This is a genomic window from Halopenitus persicus, assembly GCF_900107205.1.
GTDB classification, from domain to species: domain Archaea; phylum Halobacteriota; class Halobacteria; order Halobacteriales; family Haloferacaceae; genus Halopenitus; species Halopenitus persicus.
Genome location: NZ_FNPC01000007.1, coordinates 1 through 24,336, shown reverse-complemented (window position 1 = coordinate 24,336; position 24,336 = coordinate 1). Strand labels below are relative to the sequence as shown.

At 53.6% G+C, this 24,336-nt stretch carries 20 protein-coding genes; 17 read left to right on the top strand and 3 right to left on the bottom strand.

Features of this window, described 5'->3' with window-relative positions; all coding sequences use genetic code 11:
* Positions 1-90 precede the first annotated feature (90 nt).
* The 8 genes from BLV25_RS11940 (at position 91) to BLV25_RS11905 (ending at position 7,141) form a co-directional block, all read left to right on the top strand.
* Positions 91-1,035 (top strand): hypothetical protein, encoded by a 945-nt coding sequence (locus BLV25_RS11940; RefSeq protein WP_176819485.1) that lies wholly within the window; start codon positions 91-93, stop codon positions 1,033-1,035.
* 2 nt (positions 1,036-1,037) lie between these two features.
* The gene (locus BLV25_RS11935) at positions 1,038-1,352 is read left to right on the top strand and encodes a hypothetical protein (RefSeq protein WP_092733510.1); all 315 of its coding nucleotides are present in this window, start codon (positions 1,038-1,040) and stop codon (positions 1,350-1,352) included.
* The gene (locus BLV25_RS11930; protein WP_092733507.1) at positions 1,349-2,029 is read left to right on the top strand and encodes a ribonuclease H-like domain-containing protein; all 681 of its coding nucleotides are present in this window, start codon (positions 1,349-1,351) and stop codon (positions 2,027-2,029) included. Before BLV25_RS11935 ends, BLV25_RS11930 begins: the two co-directional genes overlap by 4 nt.
* 95 nt (positions 2,030-2,124) lie before the next feature.
* Complete coding sequence (locus tag BLV25_RS11925; RefSeq protein ID WP_092733504.1) at positions 2,125-2,442, top strand: toxin-antitoxin system TumE family protein; 318 nt, start codon at positions 2,125-2,127, stop codon at positions 2,440-2,442.
* A 33-nt stretch (positions 2,443-2,475) separates the two neighbouring features.
* The gene (locus BLV25_RS11920) at positions 2,476-2,892 is read left to right on the top strand and encodes an HVO_A0114 family putative DNA-binding protein (RefSeq protein WP_092733501.1); all 417 of its coding nucleotides are present in this window, start codon (positions 2,476-2,478) and stop codon (positions 2,890-2,892) included.
* 17 nt (positions 2,893-2,909) lie between these two features.
* The gene (locus BLV25_RS11915) at positions 2,910-3,263 is read left to right on the top strand and encodes a hypothetical protein (RefSeq protein WP_092733498.1); all 354 of its coding nucleotides are present in this window, start codon (positions 2,910-2,912) and stop codon (positions 3,261-3,263) included.
* A gap of 202 nt (positions 3,264-3,465) precedes the next feature.
* Positions 3,466-4,674, top strand: a complete 1,209-nt coding sequence (locus tag BLV25_RS11910) for an RNA-guided endonuclease InsQ/TnpB family protein (protein ID WP_092733495.1) — start codon at positions 3,466-3,468, stop codon at positions 4,672-4,674.
* Positions 4,675-4,993: 319 nt separating this feature from the next.
* On the top strand, positions 4,994-7,141 hold the full coding sequence (locus BLV25_RS11905) for a type B DNA-directed DNA polymerase (RefSeq protein WP_092733492.1): 2,148 nt from the start codon (positions 4,994-4,996) through the stop codon (positions 7,139-7,141).
* A 592-nt stretch (positions 7,142-7,733) separates the two neighbouring features.
* Here the strand turns inward: BLV25_RS11905 and BLV25_RS11900 are convergent.
* On the bottom strand, positions 7,734-9,023 hold the full coding sequence (locus BLV25_RS11900; RefSeq protein ID WP_176819494.1) for an orc1/cdc6 family replication initiation protein: 1,290 nt from the start codon (positions 9,021-9,023) through the stop codon (positions 7,734-7,736).
* A 1,508-nt stretch (positions 9,024-10,531) separates the two neighbouring features.
* On the opposite strand from BLV25_RS11900, the gene BLV25_RS11895 reads away from it, so the two are divergent.
* From BLV25_RS11895 to BLV25_RS11875, 5 genes are all read left to right on the top strand, one after another.
* Positions 10,532-11,176, top strand: a complete 645-nt coding sequence (locus BLV25_RS11895) for a helix-turn-helix domain-containing protein (protein ID WP_092733486.1) — start codon at positions 10,532-10,534, stop codon at positions 11,174-11,176.
* 200 nt (positions 11,177-11,376) lie between these two features.
* Positions 11,377-12,624, top strand: coding sequence for a M20 family metallo-hydrolase (locus BLV25_RS11890; RefSeq protein ID WP_092733483.1), 1,248 nt, complete (start codon positions 11,377-11,379; stop codon positions 12,622-12,624).
* Positions 12,625-12,844: 220 nt separating this feature from the next.
* Positions 12,845-13,288, top strand: a complete 444-nt coding sequence (locus BLV25_RS11885; RefSeq protein WP_092733834.1) for a RidA family protein — start codon at positions 12,845-12,847, stop codon at positions 13,286-13,288.
* Between the two features lie 65 nt (positions 13,289-13,353).
* A complete protein-coding gene (locus BLV25_RS11880; RefSeq protein ID WP_256335711.1) occupies positions 13,354-14,514 on the top strand; it encodes a pyridoxal phosphate-dependent aminotransferase in 1,161 nt (386 codons plus the stop codon).
* Between the two features lie 104 nt (positions 14,515-14,618).
* Positions 14,619-15,572 (top strand): C-terminal binding protein, encoded by a 954-nt coding sequence (locus tag BLV25_RS11875; protein WP_092733831.1) that lies wholly within the window; start codon positions 14,619-14,621, stop codon positions 15,570-15,572.
* A 746-nt stretch (positions 15,573-16,318) separates the two neighbouring features.
* Here the strand turns inward: BLV25_RS11875 and BLV25_RS11870 are convergent.
* Together BLV25_RS11870 and BLV25_RS18240 are read right to left on the bottom strand one after the other, a co-directional pair.
* Positions 16,319-17,494, bottom strand: a complete 1,176-nt coding sequence (locus BLV25_RS11870; RefSeq protein ID WP_256335710.1) for an ABC transporter ATP-binding protein — start codon at positions 17,492-17,494, stop codon at positions 16,319-16,321.
* A 67-nt stretch (positions 17,495-17,561) separates the two neighbouring features.
* The gene (locus BLV25_RS18240) at positions 17,562-18,212 is read right to left on the bottom strand and encodes a helix-turn-helix domain-containing protein (RefSeq protein ID WP_092733477.1); all 651 of its coding nucleotides are present in this window, start codon (positions 18,210-18,212) and stop codon (positions 17,562-17,564) included.
* Between the two features lie 155 nt (positions 18,213-18,367).
* Between BLV25_RS18240 and hutU the strand changes: the two genes are divergently transcribed.
* The 4 genes from hutU to BLV25_RS11845 all read left to right on the top strand — a co-directional run.
* Positions 18,368-20,122 carry a urocanate hydratase gene (gene hutU, locus BLV25_RS11860; protein ID WP_092733474.1) on the top strand — a complete coding sequence of 585 codons (1,755 nt, stop codon included), beginning with the start codon at positions 18,368-18,370 and terminating at the stop codon, positions 20,120-20,122.
* Positions 20,123-20,202: 80 nt separating this feature from the next.
* Positions 20,203-21,420 carry an imidazolonepropionase gene (gene hutI / locus BLV25_RS11855; RefSeq protein WP_092733471.1) on the top strand — a complete coding sequence of 406 codons (1,218 nt, stop codon included), beginning with the start codon at positions 20,203-20,205 and terminating at the stop codon, positions 21,418-21,420.
* Entirely contained in the window at positions 21,413-22,987 is a 1,575-nt protein-coding gene (hutH, locus tag BLV25_RS11850; protein ID WP_092733468.1) for a histidine ammonia-lyase, read from the top strand. Before hutI ends, hutH begins: the two co-directional genes overlap by 8 nt.
* A gap of 369 nt (positions 22,988-23,356) precedes the next feature.
* On the top strand, positions 23,357-24,336 hold a 980-nt coding region (locus tag BLV25_RS11845; protein ID WP_176819484.1), incomplete at its 3' end, for an extracellular solute-binding protein.

Sequence of the window (24,336 nt, the reverse complement as noted above, 5' to 3'; positions counted from 1 at the left end):
TGAGTCAGGGTCAGTATCTGTCTCGTGCCTTCCCTGAAACGCGGAAGCGACACGCTGCGGCTTATCGGGAATGTGGACCTCTATTCGAGTATGGGAGAACACTCAACGTCGAACCGATTGGCGGTGGACCAGCCGACACGGGGCGCCGACCGCAATCGGTCCCTCGCTGACCAGGCCGATCCGGCTACAGACGAGATGTTGTTGCCGTCACTCGGCGACGGCATCACGCTGCTCGACGTCGAGGGAGGCCGCGGCGTCCCAATCCTGCAGTCGCTCGTACTCGACCATCTCCTCCTGCACGACGGACCCGCCTTCTGGGTCGACACAAATGGTCACGCGACGACGACGACACTTGCTCAGATCGCGCCCAGTCAACGGTTGCTCAACCGAATCCACGTCGCCCGTGGATTTACCGCCTACCAACACTACGGCGCCGTCTGTGATCTCCCGACGGCAGTGAACAAGTCGATCCAGATATCCACCACCGACGCCGGGACGGCCGGTCGAGGAGCACCAGGTCGTGACGAGGACACGTCGCCCCACACGCCCGCCCTCATCGTCGCGCCGGCCGTCGACGCCCAGTACCGCGCCGACGATACCCTTGGCGAGACTCACGCGAAAACTCTCCAAGCCCGTACTCTCGCCCGGTTAGCGACCTACGCCGAGGGATACGACATCTCGGTGCTCGTTACGCGAAACGAACGAAACGAATTCACCGAGCCAGTCGTGACGGTCGCCGACCATCACCTCGAGTGCGAGCAAACTCGGATGGGCCCACGGGTCGTCGGCGAAAACTTCGAGACGCTCGTCTATCCCGTTGACGACGGCGCGTACTACCAGACGACGTTCGCGTACTGGCGGCAGCTGCTCGCTGCGCGAGCCACGCAGGTCGGCGTGGAACCGACGACGTCGACGCCGTCGACGCGGACTCCGGAGGGCGTCGGGACGGGCGTCACAGCTGATGGTGAGACGGTGGCGGCCACCGCGGATCCCTTGCTCGATGCGTGGACCGCGACCGGGACAGGAGGCCGATAGCGATGGGGCGCACAAACCCGACGTACCGGGATGCGCTTCGGGCCATCGAAGAGCGGTGGGCGGAGTTCCGCCGGGCACTGCGGCGTCGCGACCAGCCGCGCTTCGACCGGCTGTTCGAGTACGCCCGCGAGCACGCCGACGCGAGTGGGCTGTTGAACCACCAGAACCCGCTGCTGCCGGCGCTGCTCAGCATCGATCTCGAACAGGAGGCCCGCCTCGACGACCACGAGGAACGCCTCGAGGAGCTCGAACGGGCACTCAAACAACGGGAAGCGAGCCACGAGCAGGAGCACCACCAGGATGGAGCCACGGAATGACGGAACTCGACACCGTTGCGTTCGATATCGAGACAACTGGCTTTGACGTCGACGACCAGCTGACTGTCATCGGGTTCGACACGGACGTTGGCTCTCGGATCTTCCTCAATACGGACGGGCGAGCACCGCCGTCAAATCTCGAAGCACGGGTCAACGAAGAATTGGCGAGCTCAGTCTCGATATCGGTCCAGCAGACTGAACGAATCTTGCTAAGCGAGATGGATGCGTTTGTCGAATCGACACTCACTCACCAAGACGTGAAGCTGGTCGCGTACAATGGCGAACGATGGAACGGAGGGTTCGACCTCCCGTTCCTCCGCACGCGGCTCTGTTACCACGATATCGACTGGCCGTTCACAGAACTGCCGTACATCGACGCGATGGACGTCTTCGAGACACGGTTCAACACGTCGGGAGAGACCTTGACCGCCGTCTACGAGGAACTCATCGGGAGTGGATTAACCGAACTCGATCCGTTCGTAGACAGCAAGGAAGCGGTTGACGCGTGGGAAGAAGGGGACTTCGAGTCGCTCGTACGCCACAACGTCGCGGATATCCGGCGGACAAGGGCCTTGATGCGGTTAGCAGAGCGATACTGCTCGAAATCTCATTTCACGATGCGGTCACTCGATCCAGTCGCGTCAACAGGATGTTTCTCCGATTCCAGAGTTCTGTGACGATAGGGCAGCTAGTCTCCGTTCCGTTGGTCAGTAGCGTATCGACGAACCTCCGCTGGTCTTATAGTGTTGGGCATCTTCCCAACACGTAAGGGATGGCCCAAGAGCCGGTCTTCCAGTACACACACGTCGAAGCTGGTCTCGTCGAGAACGTCGTACTCCGGCCGACTGAGGCGACCGAGACCTACCCGTCAGGCTGGAAGTACACGCTCCATCTGGGCACTCTTGAGGACCTCACGCTCGTCCGGTTCGATAACGCCCACGAAGATACGAAGGGACACGAACATCACACCGCCGCTGGCGACGTCGACGACGTCACGTTTCCCGGGATGGAGGAACTACTCGTCGACTTCTGGGCGAGCGCAGACGAGTACTGGGAGGCCGTCGGGGGCAATCCGCCGCGGCCGTACTGACCATACACCACCCGCCACCACGACACTCCAAAAATGACCACGCTCCACATCACCGTTGGCGACCGAGAACAGCTCCGTGAGGACGCACTCCAGTTCGTCCACGCCGCCGAGACGGACACGCTCGACGACCAGGACGGGGCGGCGACACTCCAGTTCGGAACCTACGACGATCTCGTTGACAGCCTCACCCCGCTCCGTCTCGAACTCATTCAGGCGATCGCCGAACACGCACCCGAAAGTATGCGGGAGGCCGCCCGTCTCGTTGACCGTGATGTGTCCGACGTCCATTCGGATCTGAAGCACTTGGAAACGCTGGGTATTCTTGAACTGAAAGAAGGCGGCCCCGGCGGGGCAATGCAACCCATCGTCCCGTTCGACCGGATCGAGATGCACATCGACTACCCGCTCATCAACGATATCGATGGGGATGAAGCATCGGTGAGCGCGTAGCCCCAGCACGCAGAGCAATGTCCGAAGAGAAAACCCGGGTCGAGTTCGACGCCCCGAAGTCTCTCGTCGAACGCATCGATACCGTCGCTGAGGTTCTCGATATCCCACGAACCCAGCTTCTCATCGACACCATAGAAAACAAACTCGACGAGCTCGCAAACGAGGAAACGTTCCGCCGGCGATTGAGCAACGCCTACTACGACGACCGTACCGACTACGACACCGTCAAAACGATTCTCGGCCGTGAGGAAGCGATGCGCCTGAAACTCCTCCGAGAATCGATTGACCAGTCATCCGCCATACCCGCACTCAAGGACGATCTCTCAAGCGATGATTCCTTCTACGACGGCGGGGTTTGTCGTCAAGAGTGAAGCGAAGGGGTTCGTCAAAAAAGCGGCTTTCACCAAACTCGAGGCGGAGGCCCCACCCTCAAGGAGCGCCGGGCTTCCGGCCCGGGCGGAAGCACAAGCGAGTAGGGTGGGGAGGAAGCTGACCTGGTATCAACTAGCCGCCAGACTGGTGCCTGCCTACTCCCAGTCATTAAGTGACTTCAATAATATATGTGAGAATATCGTGGAATACCGTCGTACCGCCGTTATCAAGCTCGACACGCCCGAAGGCGCGGATGAATACCTGCGGGAGACTGTCGAGCAATTCAAATACTGTGCCAACACGGCGAGCGAGTGGTGCTGGCATAGTGACGACGGATACCACGTTACATCGAAAGCCAAGGCCGAAGATGCACTGTACGACCAGCTACGCGAGGACACGGAGTTGACTGCAAATCTGGTTCAGAAAGGGATTCGCCAAGCCGTCGAAGCCATCAAGAGCGGCGTCGAACGACTCAAAAACGATCAAAATACGTCCCGTCCGACCTTCACGGCTGATACCGCCATCTACGACAAGCGAAGCGCCACGTTCCACCGTGACCACGTTTCGCTCTCGACACCGGACGGGCGTATCGAGTGCGATTATATTCTCCCGGAGAATCCCGAGACACCGCCGACGAAGTACGTCACCAACGAGGACTACGAGTTTCGGCGGGGGACACTCCATCGGCGCGACGGCGACTGGTATCTCCATGCGTCGATGCTCAAAGAGGACGACGACACCGACACCACGACCGGGCACAGAACAGTCCTCGGTGTGGACCTCGGTGTGAACCAACTCGCGGTCGCTTCGACCGGACGGTTCTGGTCGGCAGACGAGTTCAACCACTGGAAGCGAGAGTACGAAAAGCGACGTGGTGACCTCCAGCAGTGCGGGACACGCGCGGCACACGACGCGATAGCAGGCGTCGAGCGCAAAGAGGACGGACGCTTCGAGATATTCCTGCATCGTGTCGCCAACGAAATCGTAGCTGAAGCCGCCGAACACAACTGTTCGCATATCGTGTTCGAGGACTTGACAGACATTCGTGAGAACATCCCACAGGCGTCGTGGCACCATCTCTGGGCGTTCCGTCGCCTCTACGAGTACGTCGAATACAAAGCCAGAGAGCAGGGCATCGAAGCCGTCCAAGTGGACCCACGGAACACCTCAAAGCGGTGTTCGACCTGTGGGTTTACCCACGACGACAACCGCCACGGCGGGGACTTCGAGTGTCAGGACTGTGGCTACCAGAACCACGCCGACTACAACGCTGCCAAGAACATCGGCCTTCAGTATCTCCGGCGTCGGCAAAACGCAGACACCGGAGGCGCACCCGTAGACGTGCGCTTGAATCGCGGGACACTGAACGTGAGTGGGGAGTACAACCCTCCTGCCTCCGCTACGGCATAGAACGGGAGTCCACGCGAAAGCCCTACCCTCAACGAGCCAGCGGGGCCATTGCCCCCGAGCGAAGTAGGGTAGGGTAGTTTACAGCATATCCGCGGCAGCTGTTACATTGCTACGTCTTAACCAACATTCGGTGCGTATCCCCGGATGTGTTGGTTAACGTCGACTAACGGATTCCGGAAATCGTTCCGGAAGCGGACGACGACGGACAACAAGCTAGAATATGGCGTTGAGGACGCTTTTCGAGCCCGTTTGCTGAAGCCCGGAAGTGACACGCCGTCGCTTATCGGATTCGGATGCCCAGTGGATTGGTGAATAACAAATGTCGTTCACCATCGACTTCCTTGACGACGGCCGCATCCTCGAGTGGGAGGCAACCGCCGACGGCGCCATCGCAACTGAGCGCCATGACTATACCCCACGCTTCCACGTCGCCCCTCGCGACCCAGCGTCCGACCTCGACCTCACGACACTCCAGTCGGTGTACGACCAGCACCCGGACGTCGTCGCGACCGAACTGGTTGCGCGACGCCCCGGCTTTCGACGAGACGAGGAGGCCGTTCTCGCAGTCGACGTCGCCCACATCGACCGCGTCATTCCACTCGCCCGGCAAGCGCGCCAGCTGTCGGCCTATCCAGTCGGGGATCTCGCCTGTTTCAACGTCGACTTCTCGCGAGAGTTCCGGTACTGTCTGGAGACCGGCGCCGATCCGACGCCGGCGAGCGAGCTGTCGACGCTCCGGCTCAGTGTTCCGGTGACCGAAACGAGCAACAACGTCTATGGGGAGTTGGCCGTCGCCGGCGACACCGTCACCGGCTCGCCGACTGATATCCTGACCGCCGTCCAGGGGGCGCTCGAAGCACACGATCCGGATATCCTGGTCTGTTCAACGAGCGAGATCATTCCAACGCTGTACGATATGGCGACGACCACTGACGTCGACGACTTCTCGCTGAGTCGATGGCCTGGTGTCGACTACCAACAGCTCGCGAGCCGGTCGACGTACTCGAGCTACGGTCGCGTCGGTCACTCGCCGGCGCGGTACAACGTGCCCGGTCGGGCGATCATCGACGAGTCGAACACGTTCTTCTACGGGGAGACGAACCTCGACGGCGTCCTCGATCTCGTGTCACGCTCGAAAAAGCCCGTCCAGGAGCTCGCCTGGGCGTCGATCGGGAACGTCCTCACCGCCATCCAGATCCGTGAGGCGCACGACCGCGGCGTGCTCGTGCCGCGGAACTCTTGGCGTCACGAGTTCTTCAAGCCGATGGGAACGCTCCACGACGCCGACCGCGGCGGCTTCATCTTTGCACCCGAGGTCGGCCTGCACGAGAACGTCCACGAACTCGATTTTTCGAGCCTATATCCGAACATCATCTGCACTCGGAACGTGTCGCCCGATGTCATCCGGTGTGATTGTCATCGAGACCGTGACGACGTCCCTGGTCTCGGATACTCGATCTGCGACGACAATGGATACCTCGTCGACGTACTGCAACCGATCATCGACGCTCGCGACGAGATCAAGGCGGACATTCGTCGCGAGAAGGATCGGGACGATCCCGACGAGGAACGACTGGCGGAACTCGAGGGGCGGTCGGGAGCGCTGAAGTGGATCCTCGTCGCCTGTTTCGGCTATCAAGGGTTCAACAACGCGAAGTTCGGTCGCATTGAGTGTCACGAGGCGATCAACGCGTTCGCTCGCGAGATTTTGTTGACGGCAAAGCAACGACTAGAAGCCGGTGGGTGGCGGGTTGTTCACGGCATCGTCGACTCCATCTGGGTGACCCCGGACCCCGACGTCGACGATAGTGATCGCGAAGACCTCGAGACGCTCGCGACGGAGATCACGGAACGCGTCGAGATTCGGCTCGAACACGAATCCCACTACGACTGGGTAGCGTTCGTGCCGCAGCGCAAGAGCGACGCCGGCGCGTTGACGAAGTACTTCGGCAAAGTGGCTGGCGACGACGAGTTCAAGATCAGAGGCATCGAGGCTCGGCAGCGGTCGACGCCAGTATTCATCGAGGACGTCCAGCGGGACTGTCTCGAACGACTCGACGCGACTCAGTCCCCGGATGCAGTACTCGACTGTCTCCAGGACGCCATCAAGCGCCTCCACGCTGGAACGGTGCCAGTCAAGCAGCTCGTCGAACGGAATCGTGTCTCCAAGCCGCTGGAGGGATACACGCAGAACACGCAGAACGTGGCGGCGTTGAAGCGGGTTCGGGAGCAGGATCTCGCTGTCCACCCAGGACAGGACATCGAGTACGTGGTCGTCGACGACGAGAAAACCTCGCGAGAGCGGGTCGCGTTGGCCCACGAAGAGATCGAGTCGTACGATGCGTCGTACTACGAGACGCAACTTGTCCGGGCGATAGAGAGTCTCCTCTCTCCGCTTGGGTGGGATCGCACGATCATTCAACAAGAACTCTCAGGGACACGTGAGCCAGAGCTAACCGATTTCTAGTGACCGAGCAGTGAGTGATTTCAATGGAGGTTCACGGTCACACCCCCTCCCCCCGTCATCGATGTGTAAAACCGTGAGAGGGGGGAGGGGTGAGGAGAAGAGAATGGCGTGAAACCAGCGATGAGACCACAGACGCAAGGAAGGACGGCTCAGCGGCTCGAATTATATTCTCATAAGGAATGCATATTGTCTGACGAAGTTTTATGTGTAGTGCGCTATAACCAAACCCGTATTAGATTAAGATGTGAGAGTTAGGAGGAGTTCGCTCCTCCTAACCGAATACGAGTGTTTCTATCACGACTTTTCTCGTTATCAACCGTCTCGTGGTGTCTAACCCGACTTTCGTGGTTTTCCCTACGAGACCCTCCCTTCTACTTTCCACCGTTTACACATCGATGACGGGGGGTGGGGGTCACAAGATGCTGTTTCTTGTACTCATCTCTGTGCGTTAGAAGGATCTGGTGTAGCTGCTCCGGGTTCTCTGACTCACGCCAGACAGTTTGGACTCTCTCGACCTCATCCTCTCCGCTGTCTCGACTTCACACATCGACCACGAATGGGTGTGTTCCAAACCGAATGGTCGATCGAGTTTTCACTCCTTGTGAAATTCATTCAACTGAGCAGTCACGACCGAACTGAGGAGTTCTACCTGCTGAGCTACTCCCCCCAGGCGAGTATCATCGACAATCCGGGTCATCATCGCTTCAGGATCGCCGGTAAATGTGAATTCCATATACATCCCACCACCTCGTCCGCGGCTCTTCCGGGATGTTGAAATCAATCCGTACGTCGAGAGTTCCTTGACATATTTGACGTACGTTTCGCGGGTCATCTGATCAGCATCGAGTTCGCTCGTCACCCACTGATAGACTTTGAACCCAACCGGGCTTGGGACGGAGCTTCCCGTCCGGTTCGAGTGATGCGCAACTGCTGCGGTTGCGTATAGTGAAATCTTCTTTTGTGTTGTGAGCCCCTCAACGAGCTTCAGCGACCGATCTTTGTCGATTTCCTCCTGAGATTCTCGGACGTGGTCCTCCGTGACCACTTCATCTCCTCGTTCGTCTGCGAGGTCACCGGCGCCACGGAACAGGTCGATCGCCTTTCGTGCGTCACCGTGACTTTGTGCAGCGAATGCCGCCACAAGCGGAATCACGTCGTCCTCGAGAGCATCTTGACGGAACGCATCGCGACGATTTTCGAGAATTTCGCGCAGCTGGTTCGCGTCGTAGTCTGGGTAGTAGACGTCACGTGGATTGAATGAACTCTCGGCACGCCCGTCGATGTCTTCCATAAATTTTGGATCGTTCGTCAGCGCTGCGACGGACACGCGGCCTTCGATTTCGTTCGTGTTACTTGCCCGCGATAGCTGATAGAGAAGCTTCGAGTATGCGGGTTCGTCGTTTTCGCGCCGGCCAACCAAGAGGTCGATCTCGTCGAGAATGAAGATGACCGAATCGTAGTGCTCGTTGATGAGTTCGTACAGACGTCGGTACTTACGCTTCGTGGATACGCCGGTCTCTGGAACTCCGACTTCCGTACCAACGTCCTGGGCGACGGTTTGGACGAGCTCGTAGACGGCCTGATCGAGCGTATTGATTGGCTGGCAGTTGATATCGACAACGCCGAAACGCTCGCCTTTGGATTGACAGAGCTCGATGATCTGTTGTGTGACGGCCCCGATGATGAGTGACTTACCTGTCCCTGCGGGACCGTACAGCAGCATGTTCGGCGGCCGATTTCCTTGGAGAGTCGGCTTCAGAAACGAGACGACAGACTCGAGCTGGTCGTCACGGCCGACGATCCGCTCCTCATCAATAATCGTGTCAGGCTCGACGAGATCTCGGTTGACGAAAACCGATGCATCCCCCTCATCATCGAGCATATCACGGATCGACCGCTGAGCGCTTTCTTCGGTCGATCCCTGATTTTGGTTTGAGTCTCCGGCAGCATCCTCACGGGCGGATTCTATCTGCTGTCTATCCGATGTAGAACTAGTTCCTTCATCAAAGGTAGATTGGTCCGCCTCTTCTTGTTCACTACCGGCCATATGCCTGCTGTACGCCGGAGCATTAAAAAGATTAACCCCCGTCGATGTTTATTCGACAGCTGTATCCAATAAAAACGTCGAATTTAGCGGTTTCACGTCTCGTTAGGTAGAACCGTCACCGAAGTATATCTGGTGGAAGATCCCTCGTCATCGATGTGTAACGCAGAATCAGCGGCCTTCATATGAATTCCCGTATCTATGATCGGAACTATTGTTTCCCTCCCTATCATCGAAGTGTAATCCGCCTGTCTGACACCCCCCATCATCGAAGTGTAAACACAGGGTTGACCATCCCCCGTCATCGATGTGAAAATCGGTTCGGTCTCCGACCCTCTTGATGTTCACCGTTCGCGGGGTGTTCTCGCTCAACCTGTTACTCAATTCATTTCCTACACGGAGTCCCTGGTAAGTCTGTTTCATTCCAGGGGTTGTATAGATCTCCTCCAAAATACAAAATCGGTTTAATGGAATCGTACCGTTGGAATATGGCAAATTTACACTTCGCACACGGGAAGTCTATCGGATTAGCTTCGGACGGGGCTAAGCTCCCACTATGAGAACACCTAATATTTCATCTGCATCTGATATTTCTCTGGAACTCTAATTCAATCTCCACCGGTAGTATCCAACCAAAAGTGCGTAGGTGATGTAAATAGTCCCTGTTATATTACGGAGAATAGTTGTCCAAGGTCCCCACTTGAAGTACGGGGTCGCGGATAACACTATGAATGATGGAAACACAATAGCTGAAAGCCATCCGAACAATGTGAGCGTGACGCCGCTCGCACGTTGGTGAATCGCCTCATCGTAATCGTCGAGTAGAGGTTCATCTGTTAAGTATGGAATTGCCATACCGCTAATCATCCCGAGTACGTAAAGACAGACACTGCCGAGTGGAAACTCAAGAGCGGATCCAACACCGAGAGCAACCCCTGCGAACAGGAAACTAACTACCATTAGTCGTTTGGACGTTTCTGATGATAGGGATTCCAAAAAAGTGATTGATAGTTTAGACATCGATGACATTTTCTCCTTTTCTATAGAGCGCCATTCGAAATAAAGGATGTCTCATAATTCTCTATAAGTGTTAACCCTCCGACTGGCATAGTTTATTAGCCACATTAGTCCTGTTTCGCATACTATGACGTTTAATTCGAATAGTTAGTGTTATTATACGGATAGTAATTCCAATGTGGATGGTTGAGATCTGATTTCAAACTCTAATTATGACCTTACAACAAACTATGTTAACTCGTTAAATAGTATCTCCTCAAGTTTCAACCTTCAAACATCAGGTTCCATAAGGAAATACTATTAACCATCTGTATATGTAATGGTCCTCTATGTACAGAGCTGTATTTCAAATTAGTGGTGATAGTCTCTATTCACGTTCAACAGCAGGGACTGATACTAGACTCAGATTATGGTGTAATGATCACTGTGACCTGCTCCATATTTCCGGGTCTCAACAGGAAAATGTTATCGAATATGTTCAATCCGCAGTCGGAATTCAAGAACAGGTTGAGACTAATAATGACAGGTTCATAATTACCAAAGATTGTTTGCAACCATCGGCAGGTGACTACATTAAACCCTACTTGGTCTCGAACAATTGTCTTCTTATTCCTCCATATCAATATGAAAATGGTACGAAAGTTGTACGTGTACTTGCACTTGATTCAGAGACTCTTACCGAATTTTATCACGATATTTCCGAAGAATACTCTGTTATAGTCAAATCCAAGCAAGAACTAAGCAAAGTAGATGTTGAATCCCCAATTATTTCGATGGAGTCTATTCTCCCGCAACTATCATCTAGGCAACGAGAAGTGTTTTTTACTGCCTATGAGAATGGATATTTTGAGATCCCACGTGGGACAACTACCGCTGAGATCGGAGATGAAATAGGTGTCAACCGGAGAACTGTAGAGGATCACCTCAGACGAGCCCAAAAGAAGCTCGCGGATTCTCTGATTGAATATTTATAAAATAATATCAATGTGATCGGTTTTCATCAGTGATGGATTTCATATGTAACTCACATTCAGGACAGCTGGGAACTCTCTCCATTTCACCTACCATCCTGAAATGAAGGTTATATAAGAGTCAATCACAGTAAAGAGCGGATTCATCCGTTCTCCGAATGGTGGTTATGTGTTTATCAGTAGGGACGCTGATGAGCTTGGATATGAGAGTCAACCAAAAGAGACTTCGACAGGATATTCAGGAGAATGCGACTTTCGGCTCTATAGACGCTGACGAGGGGGAGGGGAGAACGGTTTTAACCGGAAGCAAGGCCGATCGGCTTGTTCGCGAACGGTTCATTGACCGACTGGACGATGCAGGACTTAAGGTCCGTGTTGACGCAATCGGAAATATCGTCGGGCGATGGAATCCTCAGGAATGTGATTGTAATGCATCACCGGTCGCTGTCGGGAGTCATTTGGATTCGGTTCCTCGTGGAGGTATATTTGACGGACCACTTGGTACGTACGGAGCGCTTGAAGCTGTTCGGGCACTCAAGGAGGAGGGGTACGAACCTTCTCGGCCGATCGAGGTTGTCTGTTTCACTGAAGAAGAAGGAGGTCGTTTCAACATTGGAACGCTCGGTTCGTCGGTTGCGACGGGGCACCGCGATGTCGAGGAGGCTCTCGCTCTCACTGATGGCGAGGGTGTTACGCTTGGTGAACGTCTCGAAGGGATCGGGTTCGCCGGTAACTCGATTGTCGACGCGAGATCGTGGAAGGCTTGGCTCGAACTCCATATCGAGCAAGGAACTCGATTACGGGAGGCGGATGCAGGTGTTGGTATCGTAGATTCAATTACTGGTATTACGAACTGTGAAGTCACAGTTCAAGGTGAAGCAGACCACGCTGGATCAACGTCAATGTGCGACCGGACAGATGCGCTTGCAGCCGGCTCCGCGTTCGTTCTTGCCCTTGAACGGGCCGCAAGAGAGGAAGCAGCGAACAGCGATGCAGCCGTCGGGACTGCCGGATCTGGTTCGATTGCACCGAACGTTCGAAATATAATCCCCGCGAAGGTCCAGTATCAACTCGACATCCGCGATGTTACGGAGGCAGGTATGGATCGACTTGTCGAACGGTGTCGATCGGCCCTTAACCGTCTCGAGCAGACTCGGGGAGTAGCAACAATGCTTGACCGGTATCGACACAGTCCACCGACAACGATGAGCGAGCGCTGTACTGGGGCTATAGCTAACGCTGCTACCAAGTGTGGTGTCGACGCAATCGAACTTCATTCTGCCGCGATGCACGACACAGCCAATGTCGCGACCGTAACGGATGCTGGACTTCTATTTGCACCCTCGGAAAAAGGCGTCTCACATTCACCGAAGGAATGGACCGACTGGGAAGAGTGTGCGGCCGCGACGGCCGTGCTCGGTGACACGCTCCGGTCGTTAACTCTAGAATAACGCATTTGTGCATATCATAGGTGATGGATTGTCGTCTTACTATACGTAGGTAGTGGGTTGAATCGTGAGATCACGTCAGAGGTCCTTCGAAACACAAGCAATGTTTTGATCAGGCAGCCGCAACCCTACTAACGACCTCCTTTGGAGAAGCGTTGGAATAATAGGTTACCCACCATCTGGAGGGTGGTGCTTTTTGCACCAGTAAGTGAAGGCTTTGATCGTGACACGATACGCAATCAATCCACCTGAACTCAAGGATGCTCGCGACATCGGTTACAATCACGCGATAATCGACGAAAAGACGTTTTATATGGCTGGACAGGTCGCGATGAACTCGGACTCCGAGATCATCGGTGATGATATCGAAACACAAGCACGGAAAACGTACGAGAACGTTGAGATATTGCTTGATACTGTCGGCAAAACGTTTGACGACGTTGCAAAAGTCACGACTCATATCGTTGACCCAGTTGAACGCTACTACAACGGCTATAAGTCCGTCTACTGGGAAAGGTTCACCGAACCGTATCCGTGCCACACGGTCCTTGGCCACGACCAGCTGGCTCACGAGGATTATTTGGTCGAAATCGAGGTTGAAGTTCCGATTACCGACGCTGACATTGAGGCTCTTACTCCCAATGGAGACAGCATCCGTATAGTTTAACACGAGCCGCTTGGCCACCATACGGAGGGTCCGTGGTTACTACGTTACGGTTCTCGTTCGCTATTGTGCCAAGTGAACTTCCGATCTCAGAACTCACGAACCGGATGCCGCAGTCAGGCATTCGTGAGATTTTCGATGCTGCACAGACATACGATGACCTTGCGGATCTGAGCATTGGTGAACCGGATTTTGCAACACCAGAACCGATTGCGTCAGCAGTCAGCGACGCGATCGGGACCGGTGTGAGCAGTTATACAGCGACGGTCGGTGAAATTGGGCTTCGTACCGACCTGTCCTCCAAATTGGAGTCCCAAAATGGAATCAACACGGATCCGGAGTCGGAAGTGATCGTCACGCCCGGAGCGATGGGGGCGCTTTTCACAGCGCTTCAGGTTCTTTGTGGTCCGGGTGACGAAGTGGTCGTTCCTGAGCCGTACTGGCCAAACTACCACGGTCACATAGCGAGCATTGGAGCTGAATTAGTTACTCTTCCGACGACTCCTGAGGACGGATTTGTCCCCGAACCTGAGGAGCTTGACGAAGCGGTTACGGAGAACACCGCAGCTGTACTTCTGAACACACCAAGCAATCCCACAGGCGCAGTAATTTCACCACAACGGCTGGAGGCGCTTGGTCATATGGCTGCCGAAAACGGGATCTGGATCATCGCTGATGAGACTTACGAAGATCTCGTTTATGATGGGTCGACCCACCACTCGTTGGCGAGTGACCCGGAACGCTTTGAACACACAGTAACGATACATAGCTTCTCAAAGGCATATGCGATGACTGGTTGGCGGGTCGGCTACGCGAGCGCACCCGAGAGAGTAATCGATGCAATGCGGGTACTGCAGGAACATACGGTTTCCTCGATTGCCCAGCCTGCTCAAGTGGCAGCGCAGGCGGCGCTCGATAATCGGGAGATCATCACGGAGATTCGGGATGCCTTCGAGCGGCGACGCGAAACGATCCTCTCTCGGCTCCAACCGATAGACGGCATTGATCCAGGCGAACCGACAGGTGCGTTCTATGTGTTCGCCGACGTATCCGATCACACAATGGATAGCCACAGTTTTGTTGAGCGGTTGCTATCTGAGGCGCACGTTGCGTCTGTTCCTGGATCAGTCTTCGGGAAGGCCGGTGAAGGTCACATCAGACTCTCCTATGCAACCGACCTCGAGACCATCGAGACAGCGATGGATCGTCTTGAACGCTTGTTAGCATAATATCAAGAAAGCAGTGTACAGATACGAATTTACCATATGGAGGTCGTAAGTATATGCGTTCTTGAAAGTTTTTACTGAATATGACGGAACCTGTGCGCGCCGTTATGCTTGATCCCGACTGGTTTGGCGACGTCGAAGCTGAACGAGAACACTTTGAGCACTTGCTCAACAACGATGTTGTCGTTGATGCTATCGATTGCACGGATGAAGAGATTCCCGAACGGGTTGATGATGCAGATCTATTACTCACCCACTATACGGAGGTGTCGGCTAATAGTATGGACGCTACTGGCTGTTCTGTCGTTGCACGCTATGCGACCGGTATTGACGGGATCGACATTGACGCTGCAACTGAGCGCGGCATTCGAGTGACAAGAGTTCCCACATACTGTAACAATGAGGTGGGTATGCATGCGGTCTCCCTTGCGCTCGCACTCGTCCGGGGTCTACCAATGTACGATGCGGCGACGTCTGACGGCGTTTGGGAATGGCGAGACCCAGTTCCTATCCATCCGGTTGAGGATCTCACGTTCGGCTTACTTGCGTTCGGAAACAAGGCCCAAGCAGCGGGAGAGAAGGCGGCAACCCTCGGGTTCGATGTCTGTGCGTACGATCCTTACCTCGATGACGAGACGATTCGAGAGAATGGAGCACGGCCGGTTGATTTTGAGGAGCTCCTAGAGTCGGCAGACATTGTATCTATCCATATGCCCCTGACTGAAGAGACAGAGTCGATGATTGACGCTGATGTTATCGACCAACTTGATGATAACGCAGTACTAGTGAATACCGCTCGAGGACGGATCATCGATGAAGAAGCACTCCGTACAGCACTTGAAGACGATCGTCTCCGAGGTGCCGGGCTTGATGTTTTTCGGGAGGAACCACCAAGTCCAGATAATCCCCTGTTGAATCGAGAAGATGTCATTGCTACTCCCCACGCAGCATGGTATTCAACCCGGAGCGAAGAAGTGCTCCGTCAACGTGGCACTGAGATCGCGGTCGCAGCGTACAATGGAGAGATAGTCGACGGTCTTGTGAATCCCGACGCATTCTAAGCGAACCAAAGCGACTGTGTCAGTGTTCAAATCCCTGTCTGCTAAATTCAACGATAACGTCTGCACCATTCAAAAGTCGGTTAAATTCCGCGATGCCTTGTATTCTCTCGGTTGGCGTTGTTAGTCTCTGTATCTAGAAATCACCTTGGAGGATATGGAACGAGAGATCAAAGCAGTTAGCCTTTCCGCTGAAATCAGCCTCGATCTAACTCCATCACATTCTGTGGATTATCAGTCAGCTCAGCCGTGTATTGTCTAGTGGCGATCATAGAAGTCAAGGCGAATACTGGTAGTACACCCACCAGATCTGGGCGGGAATTGAGGAGTCACGACTCATATTCCGATAGCAGCCAGTATGCCTCGAACACTCAAAAATAATCAGAACAAGTCAATGATTACTCACTACTCTATGGGTGGCGCGGAGCTGACTGCTGGTAGCAAGAGCCAAAGTAACTCTATGCCTGTCGATGTTTTCAGAGCTTCCTGCGCCGTCATCAGACTCTGGTGAAATGATACTCATCATCTGGATGTACGGTTGGACTACAAATATGCAACCTCTAACCTTAGACTTCTCTGTGTTCACGCGGAGGGGGATACAAATGACACAGCTTCACCTTCTAGTGGGTAGTTACAACGCCGATCTGAACGGTCCACTAGACCGACGGGAGTTTCCCGGTCTGATTTAACTCACACTCGATAAGAGTAAATAATAACTATACAAGAGCGAAAAAGACCTCTACGGTGTGTTAATGACTAAAACCACCGGGTTCTGTCCTGGTCTTATCATACACGAATGCGTCCCCAACGTCCCATCCAACGGACATCTCGTCACCTCGAGAGTGAACCACGTGATCATCAGATCCTTGATCTATCACGCGTAACGTTGTGTCGAACGCAGGTATTTCGACGTGATACTGTGTTCTGTCCCCTTCAAAGGATACTTGCTTAACGATTGATTCGTAGGTGTTGTCCGTGGAAGCATCCGTTTCGATCTGCTCGGCACGGATCGCTACGACGACATCAGAATCACTCGTTACGGCCGTAGATGGAACCTTAATTGTTTCACTTCCAACCGAAACTGTCGCTATTTCATCGTTCATGTTGGAGACGGTTCCATTGAGGAGGGTTGTATTACCAATAAAATCGGCCACGAAGGGGGTCTTCGGATCGGAATATAGATTTTGAGTCTCATCCAGTTGTTCCAGCCCCCCGTCGCGGATTACGGCGATGCGGTCGGCCATCGAGAGTGCTTCCGTCTGATTGTGGGTAACATGCACAATAGTAAGCTCAGTCTCCTCGTGAATACGCGCTAACTCTGATCGCATTTCCTCACGGAGCTTTTTATCGAGTGAACTGAGAGGCTCGTCGAGAAGGAGCAGGGTGGGTTCATAGACGATCGCACGAGCAAAGGCAACTCGCTGCTGTTGTCCCCCCGAAAGATCGTCAACCGGCTTGTCGGCGTAATCTTTGGGTAGTCGAACGAGCTCGAGTGCTTCGGCAACCTGGTCATCAATATCGGTGACATTTTCACGTCGCATCTTAAGCGGAAATGCGATATTTTGTTTCACCGTCATATGGGGGAAGAGAGCGTGGCTCTGGAAAACAAGCCCAATATCGCGCTCGTATGGGGGTTCATCAGAGACAGCTTGGCCGTCGATGTAGATCTCTCCATCAGTCGGTTCTTCGAAGCCGGCAATCAGGTGCAAAAGCGTCGTCTTCCCAGCTCCACTCGGTCCAAGAATAGTTAGAAACTCGCCGTCTTCAATCGGGATGCTCACGTCATCGACGGCACGAAGCTGTCCATATTCCTTAGTCACTCCGTCAATGTGAACGACCGTATTAGTAGGTTCATCTGTCGTATCGTCAGACTGGTTCATCGTCTTGTCGGACTGGTTCATCGTATCATCAAACTGTTGGTCCATCATTGAGTATGTCTCACAACAGTACGCTATGAGTAAGATATGCCTCCATATGGAGGGTCAATTAAGTTTATGCGACCAAATAATCCAGCAAATTCTTGACGACCTTATTCTCAGCACGACGAAGATGTTCCTCAAAAGTTCGCCGTGAGACACCCATCTGATCAGCAATCTCACTCGTGGTCGCTCCTCGAGGGATTTCGTAGTAACCCGAGTTGACGGCCAAAGTTAGAGCACGCTGTTGGCCCTCCGACAGCGACGGTAGTGCGGAGTCTAACATTAGAATAGGAATGTCGGGAACAACTGATTGGACCTCGCGTTTAGCCTTGACTGTCACGTGGTGATCTCTGTTGATGTCGCGATAAACTTCGGTGAGTCTCTCCTCTTCGAGTGCGATGACTCGTGCAAGGAGTTTTCCATTATCATATGTTAAGGGGGGAAGTGACAAACAGTGGTGAGGACGTAGATAGCCCTCCAATAGGTTGTCTTGCGAACTGAGTAGACAGGAATCTGTGATGAGAATTACCTCCCCTTCACGGCGAGTGAGCTCTTGGATGCCGATCGTGTCGCGGAAGGTCTCAACCGACGTCTCAATGTCAGTGCCACTTACGTAGACGAGGTCACAATACTGATTGCACCACATTTCGACGTGCGTGTCGCATCGCTCTGTAGCATCCGCGTATGGACTAGTATGGTTGATTTGGAGAGTGGCTTCGTACATTATTGCTTATTTCTCATTTCTTCTAATTAACCCTATTTAAACCCATCGGTTAATATCTATTTTATTATATTTAGACTACAACTGGACATATAAATGGTGCACCATATGTGGGTGTTCGATACTTCACGATTAGATCCGTCTGTATTGATCGAGAGATGTTTGAACATCCACGTGACGAAGAACCGAGCGAACGGTGGCAGACTCTCAAGGGTGCTCCCGAAGGAACCGAGTTGAACGCCAAAGGGTGGCAGCAGGAAGCTGCCTACCGATTACTGAACAACAATCTGGATCCGGAGGTCGGCGAAGCTCCGGAAGATCTCGTAGTCTATGGAGGGTCGGGACGTGCAGCTCGTAGCTGGGATGCCTACGACGCCATCTCCGAAGAACTGCTTGATCTCGAAGACGACGAAACTCTCCTTGTTCAGAGTGGAAAACCGGTTGGGCGATTTCAGACACACGAACACGCGCCTCGTGTCCTGATCGCGAATTCAAATCTTGTCGGCAAGTGGGACGGTTGGGAGCATTTCCACGAACTTGAGGATGAGGGGCTTATGATGTACGGACAAATGACTGCTGGGTCATGGGCGTACATCGGAACCCAGGGGATTATCCAAGGAACATATGAGACATTAGCCGAGTGTGCCAACCAACACTTCGACGAGACACTCAAAGGAACGATAACCGTCACTGCAGGGCTAGGTGGAATGGGCGGTGCACAACCTCTTGCCGTGACGATGAATGGTGGCGTATGCATTGCTGCCGACGTCGATGAGGCCCGTATCGAGCGTCGTATTGAAACTGGGTACTGCCAGGAGAAGGTGGATAGCATTGATGAAGCCCTCCAACGAGCAGAGGAGGCTGCTGAAGCTGGAGAGTCATACAGCGTGGGTATCCATATGAACGCGGCAGAGCTGTTCGAAGAACTGCTCGACCGCGAATTTATCCCAGATATCGTGACCGACCAAACATCGGCACACGATCCTATTGAGGGATACTATCCTAGTGGATACACGCTTGAAGAAGCCGAGAAACTCCGGGAAGAAGACAGAGAACAGTACCGCAAAGAGAGTTTGAAAACGATGGAACGTCACGTTGATGGCATCCTTGAGATGCAGGAGCGTGGAGCCATCGCCTTCGAGTATGGAAACAATATCCGTGGTGAGGTCGATAGTTATCGGGATGAGGATGACTTATGGCCGCTTACCGGAACCTCCAGCGATGAGCGAGACCCGTTCGACTTCCCTGGATTCGTTCCCGCATATGTCCGTCCAATGTTCTGCAGAGGTCAGGGTCCCTTCCGATGGCTTGCCCTCTCCGGTGACAAAGCAGATATTCACCGAACTGACAAAGCTGTTCGGGAGCTCTTCCCTGAGAAGGACCGCCTCATTCGTTGGATCGAACTCGCGCAGGAACAAGTTGAGTTTCAGGGCCTTCCCGCCCGCGTCTGCTGGCTGGGTTATGAAACAAACAATGACGACCGCACCGAACGTGCACAGTTTGCCCTTCGAATTAACGAGCTCGTACGAGAGGGTGAAATCTCTGCTCCGATCGTTGTGACCCGTGACCACCTTGATGCGGGGTCGGTCGCGTCACCAAATCGGGAGACGGAAGCTATGCGTGATGGTTCTGACGCAGTCGCAGACTGGCCCATTCTGAACGCCCTAGTAAACTGTTCTGCGGGTGCTGACATCGTTAGTGTGCACGATGGTGGAGGTGTCGGCATCGGGAATTCACTCCATACGAACAATCACGTCGTCCTTGACGGTAGTGATGAGGCTGCAGAGACGGCAAAACGAGTATTTACAACCGATCCTGGAATGGGTATCGTACGACACGCAGACGCAGGCTACGAGGATGCGCTTGATGAGGCTGAACGGTCGGATGTCCATATCCCGATGCAGGAGGACTAATGTTGTTCGGATCACTAAGCTGGTCATCTTACCCCATTGGTGTACCCTATGAGCAAACTTGGTAACGAGGAAGCGTATTGATGACTGGAACTACACTTATCCACGACGCAAGTCAGGTCGTCCGCATTAGCGAAGATGGTATTGACGCTATCGCAGACGGAAGCATCGCTATCACCGATGGAACTGTTGATGATATTGGTACGACTGCGGAGATAACCGAGAAGTATCCGGTCGATGCTGTCGAGACGGTTATCGATGCAAGCGGTAAGACCGTCCTCCCGGGCTACGTCGATCCGCACACACACGCTGTTTTTGCAGGCGAGCGAATAAACGAATTTGTTGCGAAACTTAGTGGAAAGAGCTATCAGGAAATTCAATCTGAGGGTGGAGGAATTCTCTCGACGGTCCGGTCTGTCCGTGATGCGTCGCTTGAAACACTCACTGAGAATCTTCTTGATCAACTAGATGTGATGCTCGCCTACGGCACCACGACTGCGGAAGTGAAATCAGGATACGGTCTCTCTACGGATGCCGAATTGAAGCTTCTGGAAGCGGTTGACCGAGCCAACGGTCGTCACGCGATCGATGTGATACCGACGTTCCTCGGCGCACATGCTGTGCCTGACGAACAGGAGGAGGAAGCATATGTCGACCAAGTGATCAACGAGCAACTACCAGCAGTTGCTGACAATGACCTCGCGGTCTTTTGTGACGTCTTCTGTGATGAGGGGGCGTTCTCACTCGATCAGTCGCGCCGTATCCTGGAAGCCGGCATCGACCACGGCTTGACACCGAAGATTCATGCGGAAGAATTCTTGAGGCTCGGCGGTGCGCAACTCGCCGGAGATCTCGAAGCAGCGAGCGCTGATCATCTTCTCCAAGCTACTGAGGAGGACGCTGAATCGCTGGCGGAGGGAGGTGTTACGCCGGTGTTGCTTCCCGGGACCGCATTCACACTTGGAGCGGAGTACGCCAAGCCAACACTGTTCGAAGATGCAGGTGCATCGGTGGCGCTTGCGTCTGACTTTAATCCGAACTGCTACTCTCAGAGTATGGAATTTACCATTTCACTTGCCTGCAATGGGATGAGGATGACGCCGACGGCTGCACTTCGCGGTGCAACACAGCACGCCGCTGAGGCACTCCAAATTACTGACGGGCGCGGAACGTTACAGGAGGGCGCTCCAGGCGATGTAATCATCGCCGACGTTCCACGCTTTGAGTATATCCCTTATAACACAGGCGTACAAACGACCGAAACCGTCCTTAAAGATGGGCAGGTGGTTCACAATGAGTGAGGAAATCGCCCTTGATGGCGAGTCTCTCACTCCGGCCGATGTCGAGGCTGTTGCTCGTCAGAACGCCAAGGTCACAATCCCTGAATACGTTCGCGAGCAGGTACGAGATTCCCGTGAAAGAATTGAGGATATTCTAGAAACTGGTGAACCGGTCTACGGAGTTAATACTGGTTTCGGTGAACTCGTCCAGGAACGAATTCCTAACGATAAAATCGAGACAATTCAACAGAATCTCATACGGAGCCATGCTGCAGGTGCTGGTGAAGAGCTGCCAACAGCCGCTGTCCGTGCGATGTTGGTAACTCGACTCAATGCGCTTGTGAAAGGGTTTTCTGGTGTGCGGGAGCGAATCATCGATCTCCTCGCTGGGTTGCTTAACAAAGGTGTCCATCCTGTCGTCCGATCGAAAGGTAGTCTCGGTGCGAGTGGTGACCTTGCTCCTTTGGCCCATATGACGCTGGTACTTCTGGGTGAGGGAGAGGCAACGATCGATGGCGAACGGCTAGATGGTGCTACAGCTCTTGAACGTGCTGGTCTAACATCGGTAGAGCTACACGCTAAAGAAGGTTTAGCGCTCATTAATGGTACGCAACTCACCGTCAGTCTTGGAGCGTTAACCGTTCTGGATGCCGAGCGAGCAATCCGCGCTGCGGATATAGCGGGTGCGATGACAACAGAGGTGACGTTTAGTACGACCGCATCGGCAGACTCTCGAATCAACGATGTTAGACCTCACCGGGGTCATCGTGAGTCAGCTGATAACATCCACGCGATTACAATTGATTCCGAGATCATACAGTCTCACCGGAATTGCGATCGCGTTCAGGATGCTTACTCGATCCGGTGTTTGCCGCAGGTTCACGGTGCGGTTCGTGACGCTGTTCGTCATCTCAGAGAAGCTGTCACAACCGAACTAAATAGTGCCACTGATAACCCGCTCGTCTTCGATGCTAGTGGCGTAGACAATCGGGCAAGCGGTACAGATGACGCAGCAGTACTTTCAGGTGGGAATTTCCACGGCGAACCATTAGCACTCCCGCTTGACTATGTTACGAGCGCACTTTCTGAACTCGCTGCAATTAGTGAACGGCGACTTGACCGTCTTCTCAATCCGAACGTGCAGGAAGACCATCTCCCCCCATTCCTCGCTAAAGATGCAGGGATTCAGTCCGGCTATATGATCGCACAGTATGCTGCTGCGGATCTGGTTAGTACGAATCAGGCTGAAGGGAAGCCGTCAACGACTAACATTCCGGTGAGTGGTAACCAGGAGGACCACGTCAGTATGAGCGCTCAAAGCGCTCTTCGCGCCAACAGCGCTGTTGACCGTACACTTCGTGTCATTGCTTCTGAACTCGTCTGTGCGACGGAGGCGCTCGAATACGTTGATTCGGATCTTGAACCAGGTAGTGGGACGAGAGCAGCTCAGGACTGTGTACGCGAACGCGTCCCGAGACTCAATGGTGATCGACAAATCTACTCCGATATTGATGCGGTGACCGAACTAATTGTGTCAGACACGCTCGACGATCGGGTTGAACGCGCAATCGATGGCTCACTTCGATAAGTGATACTGTTGATATGAAATTATAAAATTAATATATGTAAGAAATTGATAATATTTGATCGGATAGCAACGAGTCAACTCCATTCCTTTTTGTCTTTGGTTATAAATTGCTCTTCGCTCTCGTATAGACATTGTTGACGGACTCCAGCCTTGCGATTAGTAGCTAGATGATGGGAATTGTGAGCCAATATGAGAGATGCTTGGAAACTCGATTACCGCTTTCGCTCAGGTAGTGGTGACCGGATTACTGATCCCCTTAAGCGTAGAATAGCTTTCTCACCATTGCCAAGGGAACGGCGATGTGTACATAAAGAACACTCCATGTGGTGAGCTAAACTCCTTGGTTGTATGTGTATGAGAAGTTCTTGCATGGCAGAAGCACCAAAGACCTGTACACGGCTGAAAAAGAAACTCTCCCGAAGACAAGTAATCCAAGCTGCTGGAGGAACCTCAATCGTTGGTCTAGCAGGTTGTTTACAATCATCGGGTGACCCTTCAGATGAGTCAAGTCCGTCGACGGACTCAGGGGGATCAAGCACATCCACTGGAGGTTCATCTATTCCTGACAAGCCCGACACACTCGTTGTGCGGGCCTGGGGTGGGTCATGGCAGGAAGCACTTGATCAAGCCGTTGCACAACCGTTTAGTGAAGACACCGGAATCACGGTTGAGTACGATAATACCGAAGGCGAGGTGATGCACGGTAAGATCCGAACGGCGATCAATCAAGGACGAACTCCTCCAGTCCACGTGAACTGGGCAACTACCCCGTATTGTTATCGGGCCTATGCACAAGATCTCAGTCAGGAACTCGATCAAGACGTTGTTTCAAATCTAAGTTCCTTATTAGCTGCAACGCAACCAGACACCGAGACGGACTGGCCTTATGTTAACCTTTATTCGTATGTATACTCGCTTTCGTACAATACGGACACAATTTCCGAGACTCCCGCGTCATGGACCAAACTCTGGAATGACGAGTGGGATGATAGCATCGGTCTGTTCTCTGACGGGGGAGGCTTCATCCCAGTAGTTGCTGAGATCACTGATACAGAGCTCGGCCCAGCTGAGTCGATGGAACCCGTTTGGGATAAAATTCGGGAATTAAAACCTAATGTCGGTGCGCTTGGGGACACGGCTTCGATTTCCCAAAGCTTGAGGAGTGGTGAAACGCCGATGGTTTGTCAAACAGCTGCGACCGCCTATAATCTGAAAACTGACGGGGCGCCGGTTGATTTCACGGTTCCTGAGGAAGGCGCTCTCGCACAGCGTGACGGGATGTATATCCCGAAAAATCTCGATCCAGGGCAAACGTATTGGGGGCAGAAATTCATCAACTACGCAGCAGC